Genomic DNA, 20,644 nt, shown 5'->3' on the forward strand with positions numbered 1-20,644 from the left:
CATGCACTCCTTTCCCCTTCCCATGTTTTTTTTATCCTCAAGAAAAAATTTAAACCCGACTTTTTAAGGGACGACTAACTAAGCGAAATTAAAACACCTTATTTTTATACTCTAAACCTTTTGTACAAGAACTCCCTGTTTACGGGTAATGAGCAATAGGAGAAAAACAATTGCCCCATTCACAATTAAAAGTTCAAACCCAAATTTGTAGCCATTAAACAGAAGGATAGAGTATTTATTCAGGAGATAGCAAGCCAATGGGGAGAAAACCGCAATATATGGTACAAGTTTATCGTTCACCTGAAAACGAGTAAACAGACCAAAGGCATACAGCCCAAGTAGAGGGCCGTAGGTATATCCGGCTATAGTAAAAATGGCATCAATCACTGAGCGGTCGTTGAATGCATTAAAAACAACGATAACAAGTACCATCAGTATTGATATAAAAACATGCACCCACTGCCTAACCCTTCGTAATCTATCCTCGTCCATACCTTTGGTATTCAGGACATCAATGGTAAACGATGTGGTTAAAGCGGTTAAGGCTGAGTCGGCGCTGGAGTATGCGGCAGCAATTAACCCCAGGAAGAACAAAACACCAACTATTTGTGGCAGGTATCCCTGAGTGGCCAGGGTAGGGAACAAATCGTCGGACAGTGCAGGAAGAGGTATGCCCTTCTGTACAGCGAAAGTGTGCAAAAGCACACCAAGCGATAAAAAAATTAGGTTTACTGGTAGAAATGCAAAACCATACCAGTACATGTTTTTGCGGGCATCCTTGAAGTTCCGACAGCTAAGGTTTTTCTGCATCATGTCCTGGTCAAGCCCTGTCATTACTATGGTTATAAATGCGCCACCAAGAAACTGTTTCCAGAAGTAGAATCGCTGGTTTGTATCGTCGAAAAACCAGACTCTGGAAAGCGGACTGCTGCTTACCGCCTTTACAATGCCTGAAAGGCTGAGATTTAAATCGCTTGAAATATAGTAAACACTAAGCGAAACGGCTGTTAACATTGCAATGGCTTGAAATGAATCGGTCCATAGCACCGTGCGCACACCGCCTTTGCGCGTGTAGAGCCAAATCAGTAAAACAGTAATAGACACTGTAACCCAAAAAGGAACGCCCAAAGCATTAAAGATTGAGAGCTGCAATACATTCGAAACAATGAATAACCTGAATGCAGAACCAATTACCCTTGAAACCAAGAAAAGGAATGCCCCGGTTTTATAGGAGTAAAAACCAAAGCGTGCATCCAAGTAGGTGTATATCGATTTAAGATTTAACCGGTAGTAGAGGGGTAAGAGCACGTTTGCCACAACAAAATACCCCAGCAGGTAGCCCAATACCATTTGCATGTATGAAAATTGGCTGGTTAAAACCCATCCCGGAACCGAAATGAAGGTAACACCCGATATGGAGGTTCCTATCATGGCAATGGATACCAAATACCAGGGCGATTTGCGGTTACCAATGAAAAAAGTATCGTTATTGGAATTGCGCGAAGTGAAATAGGAAATCACAAAGAGAGTTAAGAAATATCCAATGATTACAGCAATAATCAGGCTTGTTGACATACGGCAATAAATTTGAGCCAACAAGTGTATGAAAAAATCTACACATTACAAAAACTACTCAAGGCTGCAAACCTATTTGAGCGAAAATCGTTTAATGTATCATTGCAATAATCTACTCTTATTAACTAGATTTGCCAAACAAACGACATTAACATGCAAACCCATACATACCCATCAAAACTGCTGGAGAGAGCCGTTGAGGAATTGGCTAAGCTCCCCGGGATAGGGAATAGAACTGCGCTAAGGTTAGCCCTTCATTTACTTAGGCAGCCTCAAGCCGATGTTGAGCAATTCCTTACTGCTATTGGCGAAATGAAAACAAACATCCATTTCTGCTCAGTTTGTCACAATATTTCCGATACCGATATCTGTTCAATATGTTCATCGCCATCGCGCGATAAAACAACCATTTGTGTGGTTGAAACCATAAAGGATGTGATGAGCATTGAAAATACCATGCAGTACAAAGGTGTTTACCACGTGCTGGGGGGAGTAATAAACCCCATGGAGGGAATTGGCCCAAACGATTTAACCATTAACAGCTTGGTTGAAAGGCTGTCGACCAGCGAGGTAAATGAGGTGATAATGGCTTTAAGCGCCACAACCGAAGGCGATACCACCAACTTCTTCATCTACAAAAAGATTAAAAATTTCCCGGTAATGGTTACCACTCTTGCCCGAGGTGTGGCTTTTGGCAATGAGCTGGAGTATACCGACGAGGTCACCCTTGGCCGCGCCCTGCTTAACCGGGTAAGGTTTGACAATTCTTTCTCCGTGGAATAATTTTTGAACTTTAACAAAAAGATTGTATTTTTAAAACATCATTATTCTATACAAACATGTTCAAGTATTGCTTAACCCTTATAATAGCTGCAACAATTTCGCTTTTTGCTGTTGCCCAATCCAACATTAGCGATTATATTGCCAACGGCAATCAAAAAATTAAGGAAAAGGATTTCAAGGGCGCCCTTGCTGAATTTAAGAATGCGCTCAACGTATCACCTAACGACTCCCTAGCTTTAAATGGAATTATAAGAGCAAATACCCTGCTCGAGGATTACAAGGAGGCTCAACGATGGATTGCCATTGCGCTTGAGGCATACCCCAACAATCCCGACTTCCTGTTTCGTAGGGGAATAATTCAGAACTTAAATGGTTACCACGATAAGGCTATTGAGGACTTTGAAAGCGCCCTCGGCCAAAACCCTAACACTTCGCTCAAGGTTCAAATCTTACTGAATAAGGCTTCGGCCCATTTTAAGATTGAACAGCTTTCAGAATCGCTAGCCGATTACAACAAAGTAGTGGAACTGGATCCGCGCAATTTTAATGCCTACAACTTCCGAGGGCTTGTTAACTTCAGGCTTGGCTACTATATCGATGCCGTTACCGATTACACAACCGCTATCGACCTCGACCCAACATCTCCTCTACCCTACTACAACAGGGGCATGAGCCTGCTTAAGCTGAATGAAAACCAAAAAGCCTGCGCCGATTTTCGTAAGGCATGCCAAATGGGGTACATGAACTCGTGCAAGATGGTGGTGGCGGAATGCGGAGCCCGGTAGAAAAGTTAATAAATATATTGCTCAATAAAAATTAGTCCCTATTGGGGACTTTTTTATTTAACTCAAACATCATGAACTAAACAGAGCTGATTTTAGAGGAATGAGTCGGAATGAGTCGGAATAAACGGAATATGATGGAGTTAGAATTAGAAGAAGTTAGAGGAAGTTAAAGGAAGTTAGTGGAAGTTAGTGGAATAGTGAATAGTGAAAAGCAAAAGCAAAGTATCATGAATTAATAAATTCAACTAAGTTAATATAATGGACGCAGTAACATTTTTAGGGTCGGTATTACATCGATAAGCCAATAGAAACAAGTTATTTAATTTTTTTGTATGTAAACTGAACAATCTCGGTCTAAAAATTTTGAAATATCTAATTACATTTTTTAACTTAGCAGCAATATTTAGTAATAGATATTTTGCAATAACCTTGGTTTAATAACATATTATAAGAAAAATGCCATGATTAACGACCTAGATCAAATTCTATCGGCAAGCGCTAAAAGGATGAAGCGTTCGGTAATAAGGGAATTGCTAAAAATGACTCAACGCCCAGAACTTATCTCTTTTGCTGGAGGTCTTCCTTCGCCTGAGAGCTTTCCGGTTGAGCAGCTAAAACAGGTAGTAGTAGAGGTATTAGATACCGATAGCGCTCGCGCCCTTCAGTATAGCGAAACCGAAGGCGATAAAAGGCTTCGGGAGATTCTGGTTGAAAAGTATAGGAAAGAAGGGCTGAACATCAATATAAACAACCTGATAATCTCCACCGCATCGCAACAGGCGCTTGACCTTATTCCAAAAATATTTGTTAACCCTGGCGACAAGGTTATTTGTGGGTTACCCAGCTATTTAGGGGGGATTTCGGCATTTGCCACATACGGAGCCGATCTTGTAGGCATTGAGCTCGACGACCATGGAATGCGCCCCGATTTGCTTGAACAGAAAATGCAGGAATTGCAACGGAAAGGTCAAAAGCCCAAATTTATTTACGTTATACCCGACTTCCAGAACCCAACCGGAATCTGCATGCCTGAAAGGCGAAGACTAGAAATAATAGAGATTGCTAGAAAGTACAACGTTTTAATAGTTGAGGACAGCCCATACCGTGAGGTGCGTTTCAGCGGAACTCCACAGCGCACAATGTATGAGCTGGATAGTACTGGCCAAGTTATATTACTTGGCACAATGTCGAAAATATTTGTACCCGGATTCCGCCTGGGCTGGATTGTTGCTCATGAGGATGTTATTGACAAGCTCGTTATGGCCAAACAGAATACCGACCTTTGCACCTCGTCTTTTGTTCAAAAAATAGCCGCTAAATACTTTGACAAGGGATACTTTGAACCCAATTTGGCTAAAACCAATGCCATGTACAAGGAAAAGCGCGATGCCATGGTGGAGGCCTTTCATAGGTTTATGCCCAAAGGTGTGAAATGGACTGAACCCGAGGGAGGACTCTTCCTATTTGTTACCCTGCCTGAATATATTGATGCCGAAGACCTATTCAAAATTGCAATTGAGGAAAATGTAGCCTTTGTTCCAGGCACGGTATTTTACTGCAATGGTGAGGGCAAGAATACTCTTCGTATCAACTTCTCATTCATGTCGAAAGAGTTAAACATTGAAGGAAGCCGAAGGCTTGCCAATGCAATAAAAAGAATGATAAAAGAGTAATACCTATCATCTACACATCTTGTAGTATAGCCACTGAGTTTAAATTTGTTAAATATTGCTCAGTGGCACTTTTTTTTGAACTTTATACTGGAATTAAACCTCATTTACCTTGCTCTGTTGGTGCGCATTTTTTATCCGAAATCCTTCTCATCAGCAAGCTTTAAGTATTACTGCTAGGAATACCTGCATTTTTTCAACATTTTTGTATATTTCCACAAAATTAATCGGCGTTTTACTAATTCATGGAACTCTCGGTTGTAGTTGTAAACTATAATGTTCGGTATTTTTTAGAGCAATGCCTTGTAAGCGTATTTGCAGCAATTAAAGGGATTGAAGGCGAAGTATGGGTAGTTGATAATGCTTCAACCGATGGTTCGGTTGAAATGGTAAAACTTAAATTTCCCCAGGTAAAACTTATATCAAACCAAACAAACCTAGGCTTTTCCAAAGCCAACAACCAGGCCATAAAACTTGCAAAAGGGAGATATACCCTTCTACTAAACCCCGATACGGTTGTTCAGGAGGATACCTTCAGGGAGTGCATAAATTTTATGGATACCCATCCTGACGCCGGCGGGCTAACAGTTAAGATGATTGATGGAAAGGGGCGCTACCTACCCGAATCCAAGCGAGGGTTCCCATCGCCTTGGGCATCGTTCTGCAAAATTTTTGGGCTAACCTCACTTTTCCCTAAATCAAAACTTTTTGCACACTACTACCTTGGCCATTTGGATAAAAACGCAACCCATGAAATAGAAATAATGCCTGGCGCCTTCATGTTCCTCCGTTCGGAGGTTCTGAAACAGGTTGGACTGCTCGATGAGCAGTTCTTTATGTATGGTGAAGACATCGACCTTTCATACCGTATCCTACAACACGGATATAAAAACTATTACTACCCAAAATGTCAAATAATACATTACAAGGGCGAAAGCACAAAAAAGGGTAGTTTGAATTACGTTATAGTATTCTACAAAGCCATGATACTGTTTGCGCAGAAGCATTTCAGCAAACAGAAGCAAAATCACTTTGTGACTATGATAAAGCTAGCCGTCGCAATACGGGCAACGGCCTCAATAATAAAAAGGTTAATAATTAAAGTTTGGTTACCAGTTACCGATTTTGCCTTAATGTTTTTAGGAGCCTACCTACTTATACCTTGGTGGGAGCAATTTAGGCATGGTGTAACCAATATATACCCCCGTGATATTCTTTATGCGCTAATCGGTTTCTACCTTTTAACCTGGATAATGTCCCTATGGCTATATGGCGCATACGACAAACCTCAAAACTTAAAATCCGGAGCGAAAGGTATACTATATGGCACAATTGCCATACTGGTTGTTTACTCCATTCTTCCTCAAAACTTCCGTTTTTCACGTGCCATCATTCTAATCCTATCGGCATGGTCATCACTATCAATCACCCTAAACAGAATATTAGCATCGACATTCATTGAGGGTTTACTTAAATGGAATGCCCGGAAAAAAAGTGTTTGCTTTATTGGTACAGCTAGTGAGCTCAAGGGTTCAGAAGAACTTTTAATACAGGCTGGTTTTCACCGTAATAATATCACCCACCTGCTCCCTGAGGAGGTTTTAGATGAGCATCAAAGAGCAAAAAAAGAGATTATTGCCGATGCAATTAAATATAAAAATATCTCCGAGATAATTTTTGGAACAGAGGGCATCCCTATGACAAGTATTATTCACGCCATGATGTACCTTTCAGAATTTGATATCGATTTTAAGATTGCGCTACATGGTGGCGATTCAATTGTTGGCAGCAGTTCAGTGGAAGCCCAAGGTGAACTTTACACTCTTGAAGTAATACCACTGGCAAAACCAGTGGCAAGGCGCCAGAAAAGGATTTTCGACATTTTATCGTCGGCTCTGATAATCGTGCTTTTCCCTATTCTATGGATATTTCTTGTAAAACCCTTAATGGTTTTTAAGAGCGCACTGCAGGTTTTTAAGGGGGAAAAAACCTGGATTGGCTACAACCATCCTAACATTTCCAAACAAAATTCGGTTTTAAAACCATCGGTTTATTTGTATAGTAAATGGGGCAAAGGTTTAACTAGCACTGTAGGCCTCGATTTCTACTACGCTCAACATTTCAGTATCACTCTGGAAGTATCGGAGCTAATCAGGAATATTTTTAAAACCCAAGATTAGCATTAAAAACCATTTTGTCTGGATTTTCCTCAATTTTGGTCTGATGACTTTCAACCTTTTACACAATTAGGTGTTAATAGAGGTGAATAAGAAAATTCAAATAACATGGCAGAAGTAAAGATAGTACTCCCAGCAATGGGCGAAGGTGTTACCGAAGCAAAAATTACAAAATGGCTTGTTAAACCCGGCGATTTGGTTGAGGTTGACCAACCTCTAGTAGAAATAGCAACTGACAAGGTTGATTCCGAAGTTCCATCGACCAGCAAAGGTAAGGTAAAACAACTACTTTTTAACGAAGGTGACTCGCCTCAGGTTGGGCAAACTATTTGCATACTTGAAGTGGAAGGGGCTAATGCAGAAGAAAGCAGAACAAATATTGCTTCGGCTGAGCCTAAATCGGCACAAAAGGAAAAACCTATTGCTAAGCCTATTGAGATTACAGAAAAAGCAGAAGTTAAACAAGAAATAAAAACGTTGCGTTACCTTTCACCGTTGGTGCGTAGCATGGCTAAACAGGAAAATATTGCCCTTGAGGAATTGGAAAAAATAGAAGGCACCGGGTTAGATGGCCGAATAACCAAGGACGATCTCCTGAAGTACATAGAAAACCGTAGTAATCGAATTTCACAAATTGAGGCCGAGGCCAAGGAGCGGATTCAGACCGAAACACCCATTCAGTACACTTCGTCCACCGATACCAACAGTAGCGTTCTTGCGCATGAGGTAGTACCAATGGATCGTATGCGCAAGCTGATTGCTGAGCACATGGTTCGATCCAAACAAACCTCGGCACATGTGGCCTCGTTTATTGAGGTTGATGTTACCAATTTAGTTAACTGGCGCGAAACCAATAAGGATAAGTTCCAAAAAACATACGGTGATAAGCTTACACTAACCCACTTGTTTGCACAGGCAACCATTGCTGAAGTAAAACGTTACCCACTGCTTAACTCATCGGTTGAGGGAGATAATATCATTCTAAAGCGCGACGTTAACCTTGGCATTGCTACTGCTCTACCCAATGGCAATTTGATAGTTCCAGTAGTAAAGCGAGCAGAAACCCTCAACCTGATTGGTATTGCAAAAAGCATAAACGATCTTGCCCAGCGGGCACGCGACAACAAACTCAAACCCGATGAGATTGTAGGAGGGACTTTTACCATCACCAACCTTGGCTCGTTCGACACCCTAACAGGAACCCCAATTATTAACCAACCCCAGGTTGCCATCCTGGCAATTGGTGCTGTAAAGAAACGTCCCGTTGTTATTGAAACCCCATCGGGCGATATGATTGCCATACGTCAGATTTGCATCCTTTCACTATCATACGATCATCGGGTGATTGATGGAGCCCTCGCAGGGCAATTCCTTAAATCGTTACGCGATAGGCTTGAAAACTTTACCCCATCCGAAATATAGACTTTTATAAACGATTAAAATAAAAAAGGATGAGTTCCAGCTAAACTCATCCTTTTTATTGAGGCGCCGTAGACTTTTTTTATCAATCTATAACAACATTTTATCAAAATTAAAGAGAACCAACCATATAGCCATGGAAACAAAAAACATTATTAAACGTAACAAAACTAAGACGTTTAATCATTGCAGGAGCAAAAAATACTGTAATATTGTTACATATTTAACTTAATGGTTATATATTTGAAGAATAAAGTTTTATATTGCATTGATTAAAGCAGTAAAAACATTTTAGCTTACGAGTGTTTGACAGAATGAGGCAGGGAGTATTCTTGATTCTTTTGCTGCTAATTTCGTTTAGTAGTTCGAGTGCTCAAAGGAGCACATACTACCGTCGTATATTTGTTGATGCGGAGTACTACATGCTTTACGAGGAGTACCGCGACGCTCTCCCACTATACCAGGAACTTTACAAGGCTTACCCCAATAACTACAACCTAGCGTATCGCATTGGCCTGTGTTACCTGAATATTCCGAACGAAAAAGCCAAATCGTTACCCTACTTTGAAAAGGCAATAACTTCAATTTCAAACAACTACAAAGAGGGGTACTTTACTGAAACCAATGCGCCAAAAGATGCTTACCTCCACTATGGCCGGGCTCTGAGAATATTGGGTCAGTTCGACAAGGCGCAAAAAGCCTTTGAAATCTATAAGAACCTACTTAAAACAAATGAAATAACCGAACTTAGAATTGTAAGAAAAGAGCTCGAAGCACTTGATAATGCCCGTTACTTTACCTCAAATCCACTAAAGCATAGAATGAACCCCGTGGGTAGAAATATTACCACCCGTTTCCCTGAGGTCAACCCGGTTTCCGATAGTAGCGGTAACACGCTTGTATACACCTCGGTACAGCGGTTTTACAATGCTATTCTTATCAGCAACAGGGGCAACGAGTTTTGGAACAATCCGCTAAACCTCAACCCTCAACTCTACGCCGACGGTGATATTAGAACCGTGGGTATAACATCGAACGGTAATGTTCTTTTGCTCTCCCGAAACGATAACGACATATACAATCTGTACTACAGTACATACAACAAGGAAACCAACTCCTGGGCCCCAATCACAAAGTTCCCCAAGGAGATTAATACTTCCAAAAGCTGGCAGACCTTTGGGTCACTTTCCAGAAATGGCGATACTCTTTACTTCAGCAGTAACCGCGAAGGTGGCTTTGGCGGATTTGATATCTGGATGTCCATCAAAACATCGAATGGTTGGTCTTCGCCCATAAATCTTGGCAAAAATGTTAACACCCCATTCGATGAGATTGCTCCATTCCTAACCGAGGATGGGAAACGTCTATTTTTCAGCTCCAATGGGCATAGAACAATGGGTGGTTTTGACATCTTCTACTCCGATTACGAAAACAAAGCCTGGGGCATCCCAATAAACGTTGGCTATCCGCTCAACAGCACCGACGACGACACCTTTTTCTTCCCTATTAAAAATGGTAAAGAAGGCTATTACTCAAAGAATTCGGAAAGCAAGGGAGATGAAGACATTTACCATGTTGCCCTGGATATTAAATCGCCCCGCTAGCCAATGAAAGCATTTAGAATTTCGGTATCCCTTCTGCTGATAGCTTGGCTGCCTTTCTACTCCTCAGGCCAAACTAAAACCGAAATTGACGAAACCTATCGGGATGCAAACTCATACTTCTACTTTGAGGATTACGAGGAAGCGCTGGCACTCTACCAAAAAATTTACAAGTTCCAGCCCGACAACTACAACCTCAACTATAGAATAGGCTTTTGTTACCTTAACATCCCTGGCAGTAAACATAAATCTATTCAGTTCCTTGAAAAGGCTGTTCAAAACACTACTACAAGGTACAACGAGGAATCCATCACCGAGCAACGTGCTCCAATTGATGCAATATTTTACCTGGGTAACGCCTACCTAACAGTCAATAGAATTGACGACGCATTAAAAGCATACGAAAAATTTTATAGCTTAACAAAGGGCAAATCCGACTGGGACTTTGATTACTTAAACCATCAGATCTATGTTGCCAAAAACTCACTCAAAATTCAACGTAATCCGGTGGATTTTATAATGGCAAACCTGGGTGAGAAAATCAACGACAGATTTCCAAACTTCAACGCTGTTGTATCGGGCAATGGGAAAGTTCTTGCATTCACAACCAAGCTAAAGTTTTACAATGCCATTAATATTTCCCGTAAAAACGAAAAGAACCAGTGGGAAAAGCCGGTTAATATCACTTTAGATTTACAAACGGACATAAGCTGCTCAACCCTATGCCTCTCGTACGATGGAAACGAGCTATACTTGTTCAGAGACGATAATCATGATGGAAACATTTACGTCACCCGGTTTAATGGGAAGAAATGGTTACCAATTAAAAAGTTAAACCCCAATATCAACACCGAGGCATATGAAACCCACGCCTCGTTAAGTCCCGATGGTAAACAGCTATTTTTTACCAGCAATAGGAAAGGGGGATTTGGGGAACTTGACCTATGGGTTAGCACAAGAACATCAGGCGATGACTGGGGGCCAGCTCGCAATCTGGGCGCAACAATTAACTCTCCTTTTAACGAAAACACACCGTTTATCAGCACCGATGGCACTACGCTCTATTTTAGCTCCGAGGGTCATGAAAACATGGGAGGATACGACATTTTTGTTTCGCAGCTTTCAGGGAAAGGCGATTGGACAACCCCTATAAATCTGGGATACCCCTTAAATACTACTGACGATGACCTGTTCTATCACCCCATCGAAGATGGAGCAACAGCCCTTATAGCTCGCTTTGATGATAATTCATTTGGTGAAACCGATATTTTTGAGATAGAACTTTTTATTCCACGATTCAGAAAAAGCATTGTACCAAAAACAGTTGCACAAGAACGCACCACCGATAAAACTTTTGCTCGGCTAATAGTTGACACCCTTTCAACAAAAGGCATGGCATCCATTGATGCCAATGAAGCCATTACAAAGATTGATATTAGCGGCAACAACACATTAAAACTATTCCTCAACGGGAAAGCATACGGGGTAATCCCTTCAAGAATTGAGGAGTTGGCTGAAGCTAAAAGAGTATCAGAAACTGAGAATGCAGCTAAGGCTTACACCGAAGAAACAGACAATCAGACACCTAGTTCCATATTAAGTAATTCAGCTACGGATGCTAGCTTTAAGAATAATTTTGGCGATACTACTCCACGTTCCCAGTGGCCAACCGACACCCCTACCGTAAAACAAAAGGCATTTGAACTAAACAATGCAAGCATTAACGACGACAGCTATTTCTCTGAGATATTGCTTTTGCTAACCCCTAATGAGAAACAACAAGATATTCTTCCTGTTCTGAAAAGGAACTGGAAATTTAGCACCGAAAACCTAAACGAGACCATTATACATTTTGCATCATCGTTTAAAACTGACAAAGAGCTGAACACCATAATTTATAGTTTAACCGAACTATACGATAAAATCGGAAATCTAAGCAATACTCAATCAGGCAAAAAGGAACAAAAATTTGCCAAGAACAATCGAACTTTAATCATAAAGGCATATAACGAACTTATTAACAAAGCCTCAAAACAGCTTGGCAATGACCTAGCATTGGTTATGCTTAAAAACAAAGGGATTGGAAATCTGACACAGTTCATTGAATTATACAGCAAGCAAAACCCTGAAGGCTTCAATGCAAATAGAGAGGAACTTACACTCCTGTTGGCTCGTATGGCAATTAGCGAATATGTTGCATTGCCCAATGAGCAAAAAATATCGCTCTACAATAGCAGTACAGGAAAGACCAGTGTTGAACCTTCGTATATTTGGCTATGGGTATTGCTTACACTAATGGCAATAGGGGTGATTATTTATCTCGGAATAGAATATTATAAAAAGAAAACAAGCTAAAACGTTGGACAAGGAATGGCCTTCCAGCGCTTTTTAGGCGTTAACCTAAATTCATATATCATAGATATTTCATGTGAACCACCTGAGGCTAAACCAAGTCGGGATATTGTAAAATCGTAGCTATACCCCATGCTTACTTGCTCCCACTTGTAACCAACCATAAAAGCTAAGGCATCAACCCTTCGGCCAACGGAGTTTTTGGGTAATCCCCTCCACCAAACACCAAAACTAATGGGTTGTGAATAGAAGTATAATCCCAAATCGAGCTGGCGATAAATATCCTGAACCCGATAATTAAAGGCTACAGTAAAGGATTCCTCAATTCTACTGAGCAAAAAACCTTTTGTAATGTACCTATACCCCCCATGCACGGTTATCTTATGCGGCAGCCTAGAATTATCGTCGTAGAAAGTGGCCACGGGTTTAAGCATATGATCCCAGGTTACACCAAGCCACATATTATCAGAGTATGCTAGGATTGAAGAAGAAACATCAATATCCCATACAGCATCCTTACCGGGCTGCGTAACCGAGGTTGGTGGCATTGGTGTGGATGTAAGCTGATCGCTAAAAATCAGCTTGCTGAAATCAATGGAAATCTGCTGGAGGAAGAAAGCCAGACCGGGTCGTAGATGCCAATCGGGGAAAGGTTCAATATCGTATGAATAAAGCACACCCATCCTAGTATTTGCCAAGTTACCGTCGCCGGCCTGATCGCGCACAGCCATAACTCCAAAGCCACTTCGGAAAGCGGGAGAGTTGTGATCCCATGAAACGCTGAAGGTGTTGAATGTTCCCGGGACAAATGTCCACTGGTTACGATAGTTTGCAGCAACCCTATACCCAACTATTCCTCCGGTAAATGAAGGGGATAAGTACAAAGGATTTGCATAAAACTGGGTAAACTGCATATCCTGGGAGAAAACCGAAAATGCAGAAAAAAGCAGTAAAACAGAATACCAGTATTTTTTAAACCTGTTCATAATTCAACTTAATTACCTCAAAAGGGTAACATTCCCTTTCATGTCAAAAGGCTTTCCATTGGTAAACTTACCTATTGCTCGCCACATGTAAACTCCCTGTTGTGCAAGTTTACCATTAACATAACCGTCCCATCCAATATTCACATCGGTTGATGTAAATATCTGCTCTCCCCAGCGTGAGAATATCATTAGCTTATACTCAACCACTCCATAGTGATACGGGTGGAATACTTCATTCTTGTAATCGATAGCATCGTACAAACCGCCATTAGGCCCTGCAGGATTAGGTTTAAATGCGTTAGGGAATTTCAGGTACCCAACCCCTTCGACCCAAACAGCGGGGAACTTGGAAATTGAATCGACACAAACATCGTTGCCATAGTCCATGTACGCCCAGAGGGATATTCTGAATTCACCTAAACGGTCGTAAGTGTGAACGGGGTCGCGCTCTGTGGTTTGATACCCATCGCCAAAATCCCACTGACAGCGAGTAAACTGCGTAGAAAGGTTATAGGCATGAATGGTAGCATCAGGCAACATCACGCGTTGGGGGAAAATGGCAAAATCGGCTTCAGGGCTTTCGTAAACTCGGAAGATCTTATAGAAGAACCTTGGCCCTGCATCGTTGGTAACAGTTAACTTAACGGTGTAGTAACCTGGCTCAGTGTAAGTATGGCGTGGATTACGTTCGGTTGATGTTGATCCATCGCCAAACTCCCACAGGTAATTGTCGGCAAACTGTGAGGCATCAACAAGCTGCACCTCCATGGGAGCGCAAGCCGAGTCAACACTACTTGTAAAGAAAGCTACCGGTTCGGTTGGCAAGAGGTAAATCAGAACTGTATCGGCATCCCAGCATCCATGGGGTGCATCAACCCGCATGGTAATGCGGTATCTGAAGTTTTGCTCCTTAGGCCCCCACCTGGTGTATGTCTTGGTAAGAGGATCTTTGTTAGTACTAAATGTATTATCGCCAAAGGCCCAATTGTAACTCCAGCTACTTGCAGCAGGGCTACTCTGGTTATAAATGTTAAAGGTAGCATTAGGGAATACCTGAAGAGGTGGCTCGGCAGCAATATTTGCAATAGGTGTTGCGTAAACGGTTATTTGCTGTGTATCGCGGTCGAAACAGCCAAATTCCGAGGATGCATATAATACTACATTGAAAACTGAATCGGTCTCACCAAAGTTGAGGAAAGAATGCCTTGGAGTTGGGAACGATGAGGTAATACCATCGGCAAAATCCCACTCATAGAACCTGGCGTTAATAGTATTATTGGTAAAGTTCACCTCAAATGGACTACAAGCGGCATAGCCGGGATTTGCCACATACGAAGCAACTACCTCAGGAAAAACATAAATGGTTTGGAAAACACTATCGTCACAACCATACTCGGTTACTGTGCGCAGTTTTATTTGGTAGGGTTGAGTTTGATTGCTTAAGTTATGGAAAATATGCCGCATATTAGCCTGGCTGGTAGTGGTGGAATCGGCGCCATCACCAAAATCATATTCAAAGGTTAGGTTAGTACCCAATGAGTTATTTTCAATTTCAACATCGAAAGGAGGGCACGATATATACTCACCTGTAAGCTCCATGGCTGCGTAAGGTCTTGGATGCGCTACCACTTGATGGAAAACACTATCGGTACAGCCATGCTCGCTAACCGCAATCATCTTCACAGTAAATGTGCTATCTACAAACTTATCGGTATTGTAATAGGTTAAAGTGGGGTTCTCTAGCAATGAGTTTACACCGCTTCCCAAATCCCAGTAGTAGCTATTGTTTGTGCTGTAAGCAACTGTTTGATTTGTGAAGTTCACCGTATGCGGATGACAACCCGCTAGATTTCCTGAAAATTCAGGATAAATATGGGGGAATACCCTAACTGGCAACTTAAGGCTATCGATACACAACGTGTCGCCCGAGTAGCTGGTGCGAAGGGTTATTGTAGGTGAAAGGATTACTGGTGGCGAATTTGTGGGGTTGGTATAGGTAACTGCTCCGGGCTGATCGCTGTAGAAGTAAGGTCTTCCATCGCCAAAATCCCAGCGATACTTATACAATGGCGATGTTGATGAATTATTAAGGTTAATTGTCAACGGTGTACAGCCCTCAAATAAATTCCACTGGAAGTCGGCTTTAACCAGAGGGTAAACAGTGATTACAGTATCCTTAAAACTCTTACAGCCAAAGGCATTTGTTGAAGTCAACTTGGCTGTGAATTGTACCGACTGATCCTTATAGGTATGGCTATAGGTATGAGGGTTGGGAGTAGCATTCCCATATGTTGAGCCATCGCCAAACTCCCAAAGGTAATTTGCTAAACCCGATGAGTTATTTGTAAAGTTAACCGTTAAAGGATTACATCCTACCAGCTTATCCACATCGAATCGGGATACAACCCTTGGATAGATTGTTAGAGTCCTATATGTGCTATCGATACAACCCGTTACAGCATCGCGTGTTACCAACTTAATTGTGTCGGTAAGAATATCGTTAAGCGTGGAGTTATCGAACAGGTACTGGAAAGTATTTTTATTATTTGTGATGGTATCGCCATTGTAAACCGTGTACCAGTGGAATGTATTTCCGTTGAGCGAGGTATTTGTTAAATCGATATAAAAAGGAGTACATGGCGATTGCTGGGCAAACACAAACTGTGCCTCAACCTTGGGGTGGACCGTAATATCTCTGGTGATACTATCCCTACATCCAAGTGGGTTAATGGTTTTAAGCTTAACGGCGTAAACGCTATCAATACTACCACGGTTAGTAAAGGTGTGGCTTACATTTGGCGTACTAGCGCTTTGCCCGTTACCCAAATCCCACAGGTAAACCAAGCTACCACCGGTAGATGTGGATGTTAGGGTTACATCCAGATCAGAGCATCCGACAACGGTTGATGCATTGAATTGAGCATCCACAATAGGATAAACCTCAATACTGTGTGAATCAAAGGCAGGACAGCCCTCGTTATTCCTAGCCTCAAGGGTTACGGTATAGGTTGCAATATTGTTAGGATCAATGTTGGTAAAGGTACGGGTGAATGGGTTTCCATTGGCAAAGGTTTCTGAGGCTGGTAAGCCTGGAGCGCCACCGTAAGTCCAAATATAAGTCGATGCCCCAATGGCTGCAGGATTAAATGTTACATCAAAGGGGGTACAATTTTCAGCATACTCTAAAGTGAAATGCGACTCTACCCTATTGTACACCTCAATACTATGGAAAGCAGAATCGGTACAACCATACTCGCTTACAATCCTTAAACGGGTATTGTAAATGGCATTGTTATTGGGATCATTATTTATATAGATGTGGTTGGGGCTCTTGGTAGTTGACGAACCGCCATCGCCAAAAGTCCAGTAGTAATTTGTATTAACCAGAGGTGTTCCCACGCCTGTAAAAATGCTATTATTATTCAGCGTAACATTTAATGGGTTACATCCCCTATCAACCGTTGGGACAAATATTGCCGATACCTCAGGGTAAACCGAGATTGTGCTTGAGGTTGTCTTGCTGCAACCGTGGCTATTTACTACGGTTAAGCGTGTTGTAGGGTTTTGAACAACACCTGTTTGGTTTACAAACTGATGGGTAATTGTATTGGGCGCTGCAGGAAGTGTGGTTTGGTCAACCGTACCATTCCCATCCCAATCCCAACGGTACTCAGTAATACCGGGGTGCTTAGTATAAACATACCTGACATCAAGCGGAGAGCAACCAAAGCTGGTGTCAATTGCAAACTGCGCATCGATAAACGGGTAAACAGTGATATTAGTTGAAGCCTGTGCTGTACAACCGTAATCGGTAAAAACAGTGAGCGTTACAGGGTAAGTTACATCAGCTCCAGTGAGGTTTACAAAGGTATGGCTAGGTGATTTTAGCGTCGAAGAACTACCGTCGCCAAAGTTCCAGTTATAGATAGTAGCATTGGCCTTGGAGTTATCGGTAAAGTTAACGGTAAGTTCATTGCAGCCTGCTGTTACGCTTGGAGTAAAACCTGCAGTTACCGAGGGGTAAATTATCACATCGTGCGAATCCGTATCGGTACAACCTCCCTCATTGGTTACCGTTAACGTTATAGTGCGGGTTACTGAAGTTAACCCATTATTTACGTAAGGATGGGTGTGATCCAGGTTAGTACCACTTGGGGGTGTACCATCGCCATAGTCCCAGTTGTAAGTTACTATTCCTCCACGCGAGTTGTTATCGATACTAACCGTTACAGGCGAACACTGAGCAGCAGGCGTAACCGCAAAATCAGCATAAATCTGACTAAATATCCTGATGGTTGTTGTTGCCACATCCTGGCATCCAAATTGGTTGCGGGCGGTAAGCGTAACAACGTAATCCTTGAAGTTGTTTGTTTGGTTGTCGTAAACGTGGGTTGGATTAACCAACGCTGAAGCTGCACCATCGCCAAAATCCCAATTGTATGTATTAACCACATTCCCGGGATTAGTAGAACCCGGCGATGTGCTGTTGTTAAATATTACATTGCTCAAATTGCAATACTGCGCTTGCGGGGTAGTAAAGGCAGCATTAACCTCAGGGTAAACCCTTACGGTACGTGAAACTGTTTGGCTGCATCGGTTCCCTGTATTAAACACCTGCAGCTGAATTACATAATCAATATAGGTATTGGTAGTATTGGTGAGAACAAGGGTGGTATCGCGTCCGGTTTTCTTTGTCATGGGTACACCGTTAAGCGTCCAAACGTACCGGGCTGTATCGCCAACCGATAGGTTATCGATATTCACGGTTACTGGGGAACAACCTGAACTGATATTGGTGGTAAAATTGGCAGTAAAGAATGAGTAAATGGTAATGCTGGCAGTAGCCGTATCGCGGCACATGAAAGGTGATGTAGCAATCATTCGCATGCTATACGTAGTATCGCGGGGAACGGTGTTTGTGAAAGTATGAACAACCGTGCCGGTTGGGTTATTGGTAACCTGGTTCATTCCATCGCCAAACTCCCACAGATAGGTATCGGCAGTATTGCTCGATGAACTATTTGTAAAGGTAACGGTTTGGGGATTACAACCCTGAACCGTATTAGGTGTAAAATTAGCATTTATGCTAGGGTACACCGTGATGTACTTCTCGTAAACCTCGGAGCAATAGTCGGCATTCTTAGCTAGGAGAACAACCTTGTAAGTAATAGCGGAGTCGGTATTGTTTTGAAACGTATGGGAGAAAGTGAACGGACTTGGTGGGTCAGGGTCGGATGTTCCAGGATCGGTATCGTACTTAAGGTATGCTGATCCATCGCCAAAATCGTATCGCCAGTATGTAACACCTGTCGATTTGTCCTCAAAGTTCACAGTAAGGGGAGCACAACCCTCCACCTTATCGGTAATAAACGATGCGCTAAGTGGAGTTGAAACGAGCACGTCGATAAACGCGCTGTCGGTCATATCGCATGCACCGGAGACAACAACCTTATACTTTGTATTCACCAGAGGTGTTGCCCAGGGTAGCTGTGAAGTGGGATCACTAAGGGTGCTATCGGGAGTCCAAACGTAATCGGTCCCGCCGTAAGCGTATAGCTGAACAGGGTTCCCATAACAGGTTTTAAGTACCTCGGAGTTAGTACCGGCTACTACAGCCTCTACATCCAACTCGTTGTAATCGGAAAAATACCCGTAGAAGCAACCCGAACTACTCCCACCATTAACAATACCCAGGTGGAATATATCCATGGTATTCTCCATGAAATGGCTGCCAACAGGTATTTGCGCAGTAGTAAAAGGCCCATAACGAGCAACGCTCCAGTCAGAACTGGGAATTGGAATAAAACTGGCAGGAGGAAAAAGGTCGTTCCGCACTACCCCATCGAACTCAAAGCCAGTCTCCGCCCCTTTGCGCACCATCATTATTATGTAAAAATTCTCAGTTGAGGTACGTGCAAAGGCCACCTGGGTACTGCCGGTACAGATATCGATTGGGGGTAGTATTGCACCTCCCTGTTCACAACCAAAGCCACCAACGTGCCAAACGTAAACTGGCTTATCGGTTACTACCCTATAATATGTTTCAGTTGTAGGTATCTGATAGTAAAGCTGCTGTTGGGCATTTACTGTTGTGGAAGCAACAACACCTCCTGCGGTATTATAAACTGTAACATTTGTTCCGTTTTGAGTTCCCAAAATATATATATGATCATGGTTATTAAGGAACGTTCTAATTATAGCATACTCCTTGCCTGCAATCGAGGTGGGAACCATTTGGTCGCCAGCTAAATCGTAGCAACCACCGGAAGTATGATAAAATGAATCGTCCTTAATGGTAACGGCAATGGGTTTTGTTGAAGTAATTCGCGTACCCCTTAATCTAGCTGCAGTTGATCTGTCTTTATTAAACGGAAAAAGGGAAAAGGTTTCGCCCCTATTCAATGTTTTAACTACGGTTCCCCCTGCAGGAACACCAGTCATTGGGTTACCATAGGATGCCTGAATGCCCGCTGGTAACTGGAATGTAACCACGGTATTATCTTCAGTGGCCACAACATCAATTGCACTAGGAGTATCAACTGTTACCCCATTATTTACACCATGAGTTTGAAAAGGCGCGTAAAAATCTGTACCTAAGGCATTTCGCCCTTTAAGTGCCCAAATATCTTTATTATTTTGCCTTGAAACCTCCCAGTAGGAAGTAATGGGATTTGTTGAGGTAATTAAAATTCCAAATTTATTAATACCTGAAGCATTTAACGGCTTATTCTCCAAACGATTTACGTCAACATATGAACCTAAAGCGTATGAAGTATTAATTGGTATAGCATTACAATCCGGCACACCTAGATTGACCCTTCTTACAACCCAACAAGACAAATCCTCCTGGTGAAAACTACCTGCCGGCATGTTGATTACGATATCCTGAAACCCGGTTGGATTCGTTATAGGATCGTACTGATTGGCAGGCATGCTTATTGTTATTGTAGCCGGAAGAAGACCTGTAGAGAATTTGAAATACGCATTAGCACCACCTGGGTGGAAATGGTTAATGGTTACCTCAGGCACAACAAACCAGAACTCGGTATCGGTCTGGGCATTAAGCCTATTGGCGGTACCACTAAGTATTGCAACTAAAAATGCAAGAAATAAACTATATACAGCAAAACGGTTTCGCATTTTTAGGATTGATTGCCATTAATCGACAAATATATTATTTTTGTTTACATTTTACGACTGTTTGTCATTAAATGTTCTAACTTCGTCAAATTAAGCTGATGTTAACAAGTAAACCTATTTGTCAGCTAATTTGTTAATAGGATTAACAAACCATTT

General features: G+C 42.1%; 10 protein-coding genes. 7 read left to right on the plus strand and 3 right to left on the minus strand.

Annotated elements, in window-relative coordinates; genetic code table 11:
• Positions 1–111: 111 nt before the first annotated feature.
• Entirely contained in the window at positions 112–1,575 is a 1,464-nt protein-coding gene (locus tag AB6811_RS09315) for a sodium:solute symporter (RefSeq protein WP_369490182.1), read from the minus strand.
• Between the two features lie 153 nt (positions 1,576–1,728).
• On the opposite strand from AB6811_RS09315, the gene recR reads away from it, so the two are divergent.
• From recR to AB6811_RS09350, 7 genes are all read left to right on the plus strand, one after another.
• Positions 1,729–2,358, plus strand: a complete 630-nt coding sequence (gene recR, locus AB6811_RS09320) for a recombination mediator RecR (RefSeq protein WP_369490183.1) — start codon at positions 1,729–1,731, stop codon at positions 2,356–2,358.
• 56 nt (positions 2,359–2,414) lie between these two features.
• The gene (locus AB6811_RS09325) at positions 2,415–3,143 is read left to right on the plus strand and encodes a tetratricopeptide repeat protein (RefSeq protein WP_369490184.1); all 729 of its coding nucleotides are present in this window, start codon (positions 2,415–2,417) and stop codon (positions 3,141–3,143) included.
• A gap of 461 nt (positions 3,144–3,604) precedes the next feature.
• Positions 3,605–4,816 (plus strand): aminotransferase-like domain-containing protein, encoded by a 1,212-nt coding sequence (locus AB6811_RS09330; RefSeq protein WP_369490185.1) that lies wholly within the window; start codon positions 3,605–3,607, stop codon positions 4,814–4,816.
• A 242-nt stretch (positions 4,817–5,058) separates the two neighbouring features.
• Entirely contained in the window at positions 5,059–6,993 is a 1,935-nt protein-coding gene (locus AB6811_RS09335; RefSeq protein WP_369490186.1) for a glycosyltransferase family 2 protein, read from the plus strand.
• Between the two features lie 105 nt (positions 6,994–7,098).
• On the plus strand, positions 7,099–8,412 hold the full coding sequence (locus AB6811_RS09340) for a dihydrolipoamide acetyltransferase family protein (protein WP_369490187.1): 1,314 nt from the start codon (positions 7,099–7,101) through the stop codon (positions 8,410–8,412).
• A gap of 311 nt (positions 8,413–8,723) precedes the next feature.
• A complete protein-coding gene (locus AB6811_RS09345) occupies positions 8,724–10,013 on the plus strand; it encodes a hypothetical protein (protein WP_369490188.1) in 1,290 nt (429 codons plus the stop codon).
• A 3-nt stretch (positions 10,014–10,016) separates the two neighbouring features.
• On the plus strand, positions 10,017–12,365 hold the full coding sequence (locus tag AB6811_RS09350) for a hypothetical protein (RefSeq protein ID WP_369490189.1): 2,349 nt from the start codon (positions 10,017–10,019) through the stop codon (positions 12,363–12,365).
• On the opposite strand, the gene AB6811_RS09355 is transcribed toward AB6811_RS09350, so the two are convergent.
• Both AB6811_RS09355 and AB6811_RS09360 read right to left on the minus strand, forming a co-directional pair.
• The gene (locus AB6811_RS09355) at positions 12,362–13,348 is read right to left on the minus strand and encodes a PorP/SprF family type IX secretion system membrane protein (RefSeq protein ID WP_369490190.1); all 987 of its coding nucleotides are present in this window, start codon (positions 13,346–13,348) and stop codon (positions 12,362–12,364) included. The genes AB6811_RS09350 and AB6811_RS09355 overlap by 4 nt on opposite strands.
• A 12-nt stretch (positions 13,349–13,360) precedes the next feature.
• Positions 13,361–20,488 carry a PKD domain-containing protein gene (locus AB6811_RS09360; RefSeq protein WP_369490191.1) on the minus strand — a complete coding sequence of 2,376 codons (7,128 nt, stop codon included), beginning with the start codon at positions 20,486–20,488 and terminating at the stop codon, positions 13,361–13,363.
• Between the last annotated feature and the right edge of the window lie 156 nt (positions 20,489–20,644).

The sequence above is a fragment of the Tenuifilum sp. 4138str genome (assembly GCF_041102575.1).
Lineage (GTDB): Bacteria > Bacteroidota > Bacteroidia > Bacteroidales > Tenuifilaceae > Tenuifilum > Tenuifilum osseticum.

Coding starts and splice junctions, on each gene's coding strand:
- AB6811_RS09315 (WP_369490182.1), bottom strand. CDS start 1,575: ATGTCAACAAGCCTGATTATTGCTGTAATCATTGGATATTTCTTAACT.
- recR (WP_369490183.1), top strand. CDS start 1,729: ATGCAAACCCATACATACCCATCAAAACTGCTGGAGAGAGCCGTTGAG.
- AB6811_RS09325 (WP_369490184.1), top strand. CDS start 2,415: ATGTTCAAGTATTGCTTAACCCTTATAATAGCTGCAACAATTTCGCTT.
- AB6811_RS09330 (WP_369490185.1), top strand. CDS start 3,605: ATGATTAACGACCTAGATCAAATTCTATCGGCAAGCGCTAAAAGGATG.
- AB6811_RS09335 (WP_369490186.1), top strand. CDS start 5,059: ATGGAACTCTCGGTTGTAGTTGTAAACTATAATGTTCGGTATTTTTTA.
- AB6811_RS09340 (WP_369490187.1), top strand. CDS start 7,099: ATGGCAGAAGTAAAGATAGTACTCCCAGCAATGGGCGAAGGTGTTACC.
- AB6811_RS09345 (WP_369490188.1), top strand. CDS start 8,724: ATGAGGCAGGGAGTATTCTTGATTCTTTTGCTGCTAATTTCGTTTAGT.
- AB6811_RS09350 (WP_369490189.1), top strand. CDS start 10,017: ATGAAAGCATTTAGAATTTCGGTATCCCTTCTGCTGATAGCTTGGCTG.
- AB6811_RS09355 (WP_369490190.1), bottom strand. CDS start 13,348: ATGAACAGGTTTAAAAAATACTGGTATTCTGTTTTACTGCTTTTTTCT.
- AB6811_RS09360 (WP_369490191.1), bottom strand. CDS start 20,488: ATGCGAAACCGTTTTGCTGTATATAGTTTATTTCTTGCATTTTTAGTT.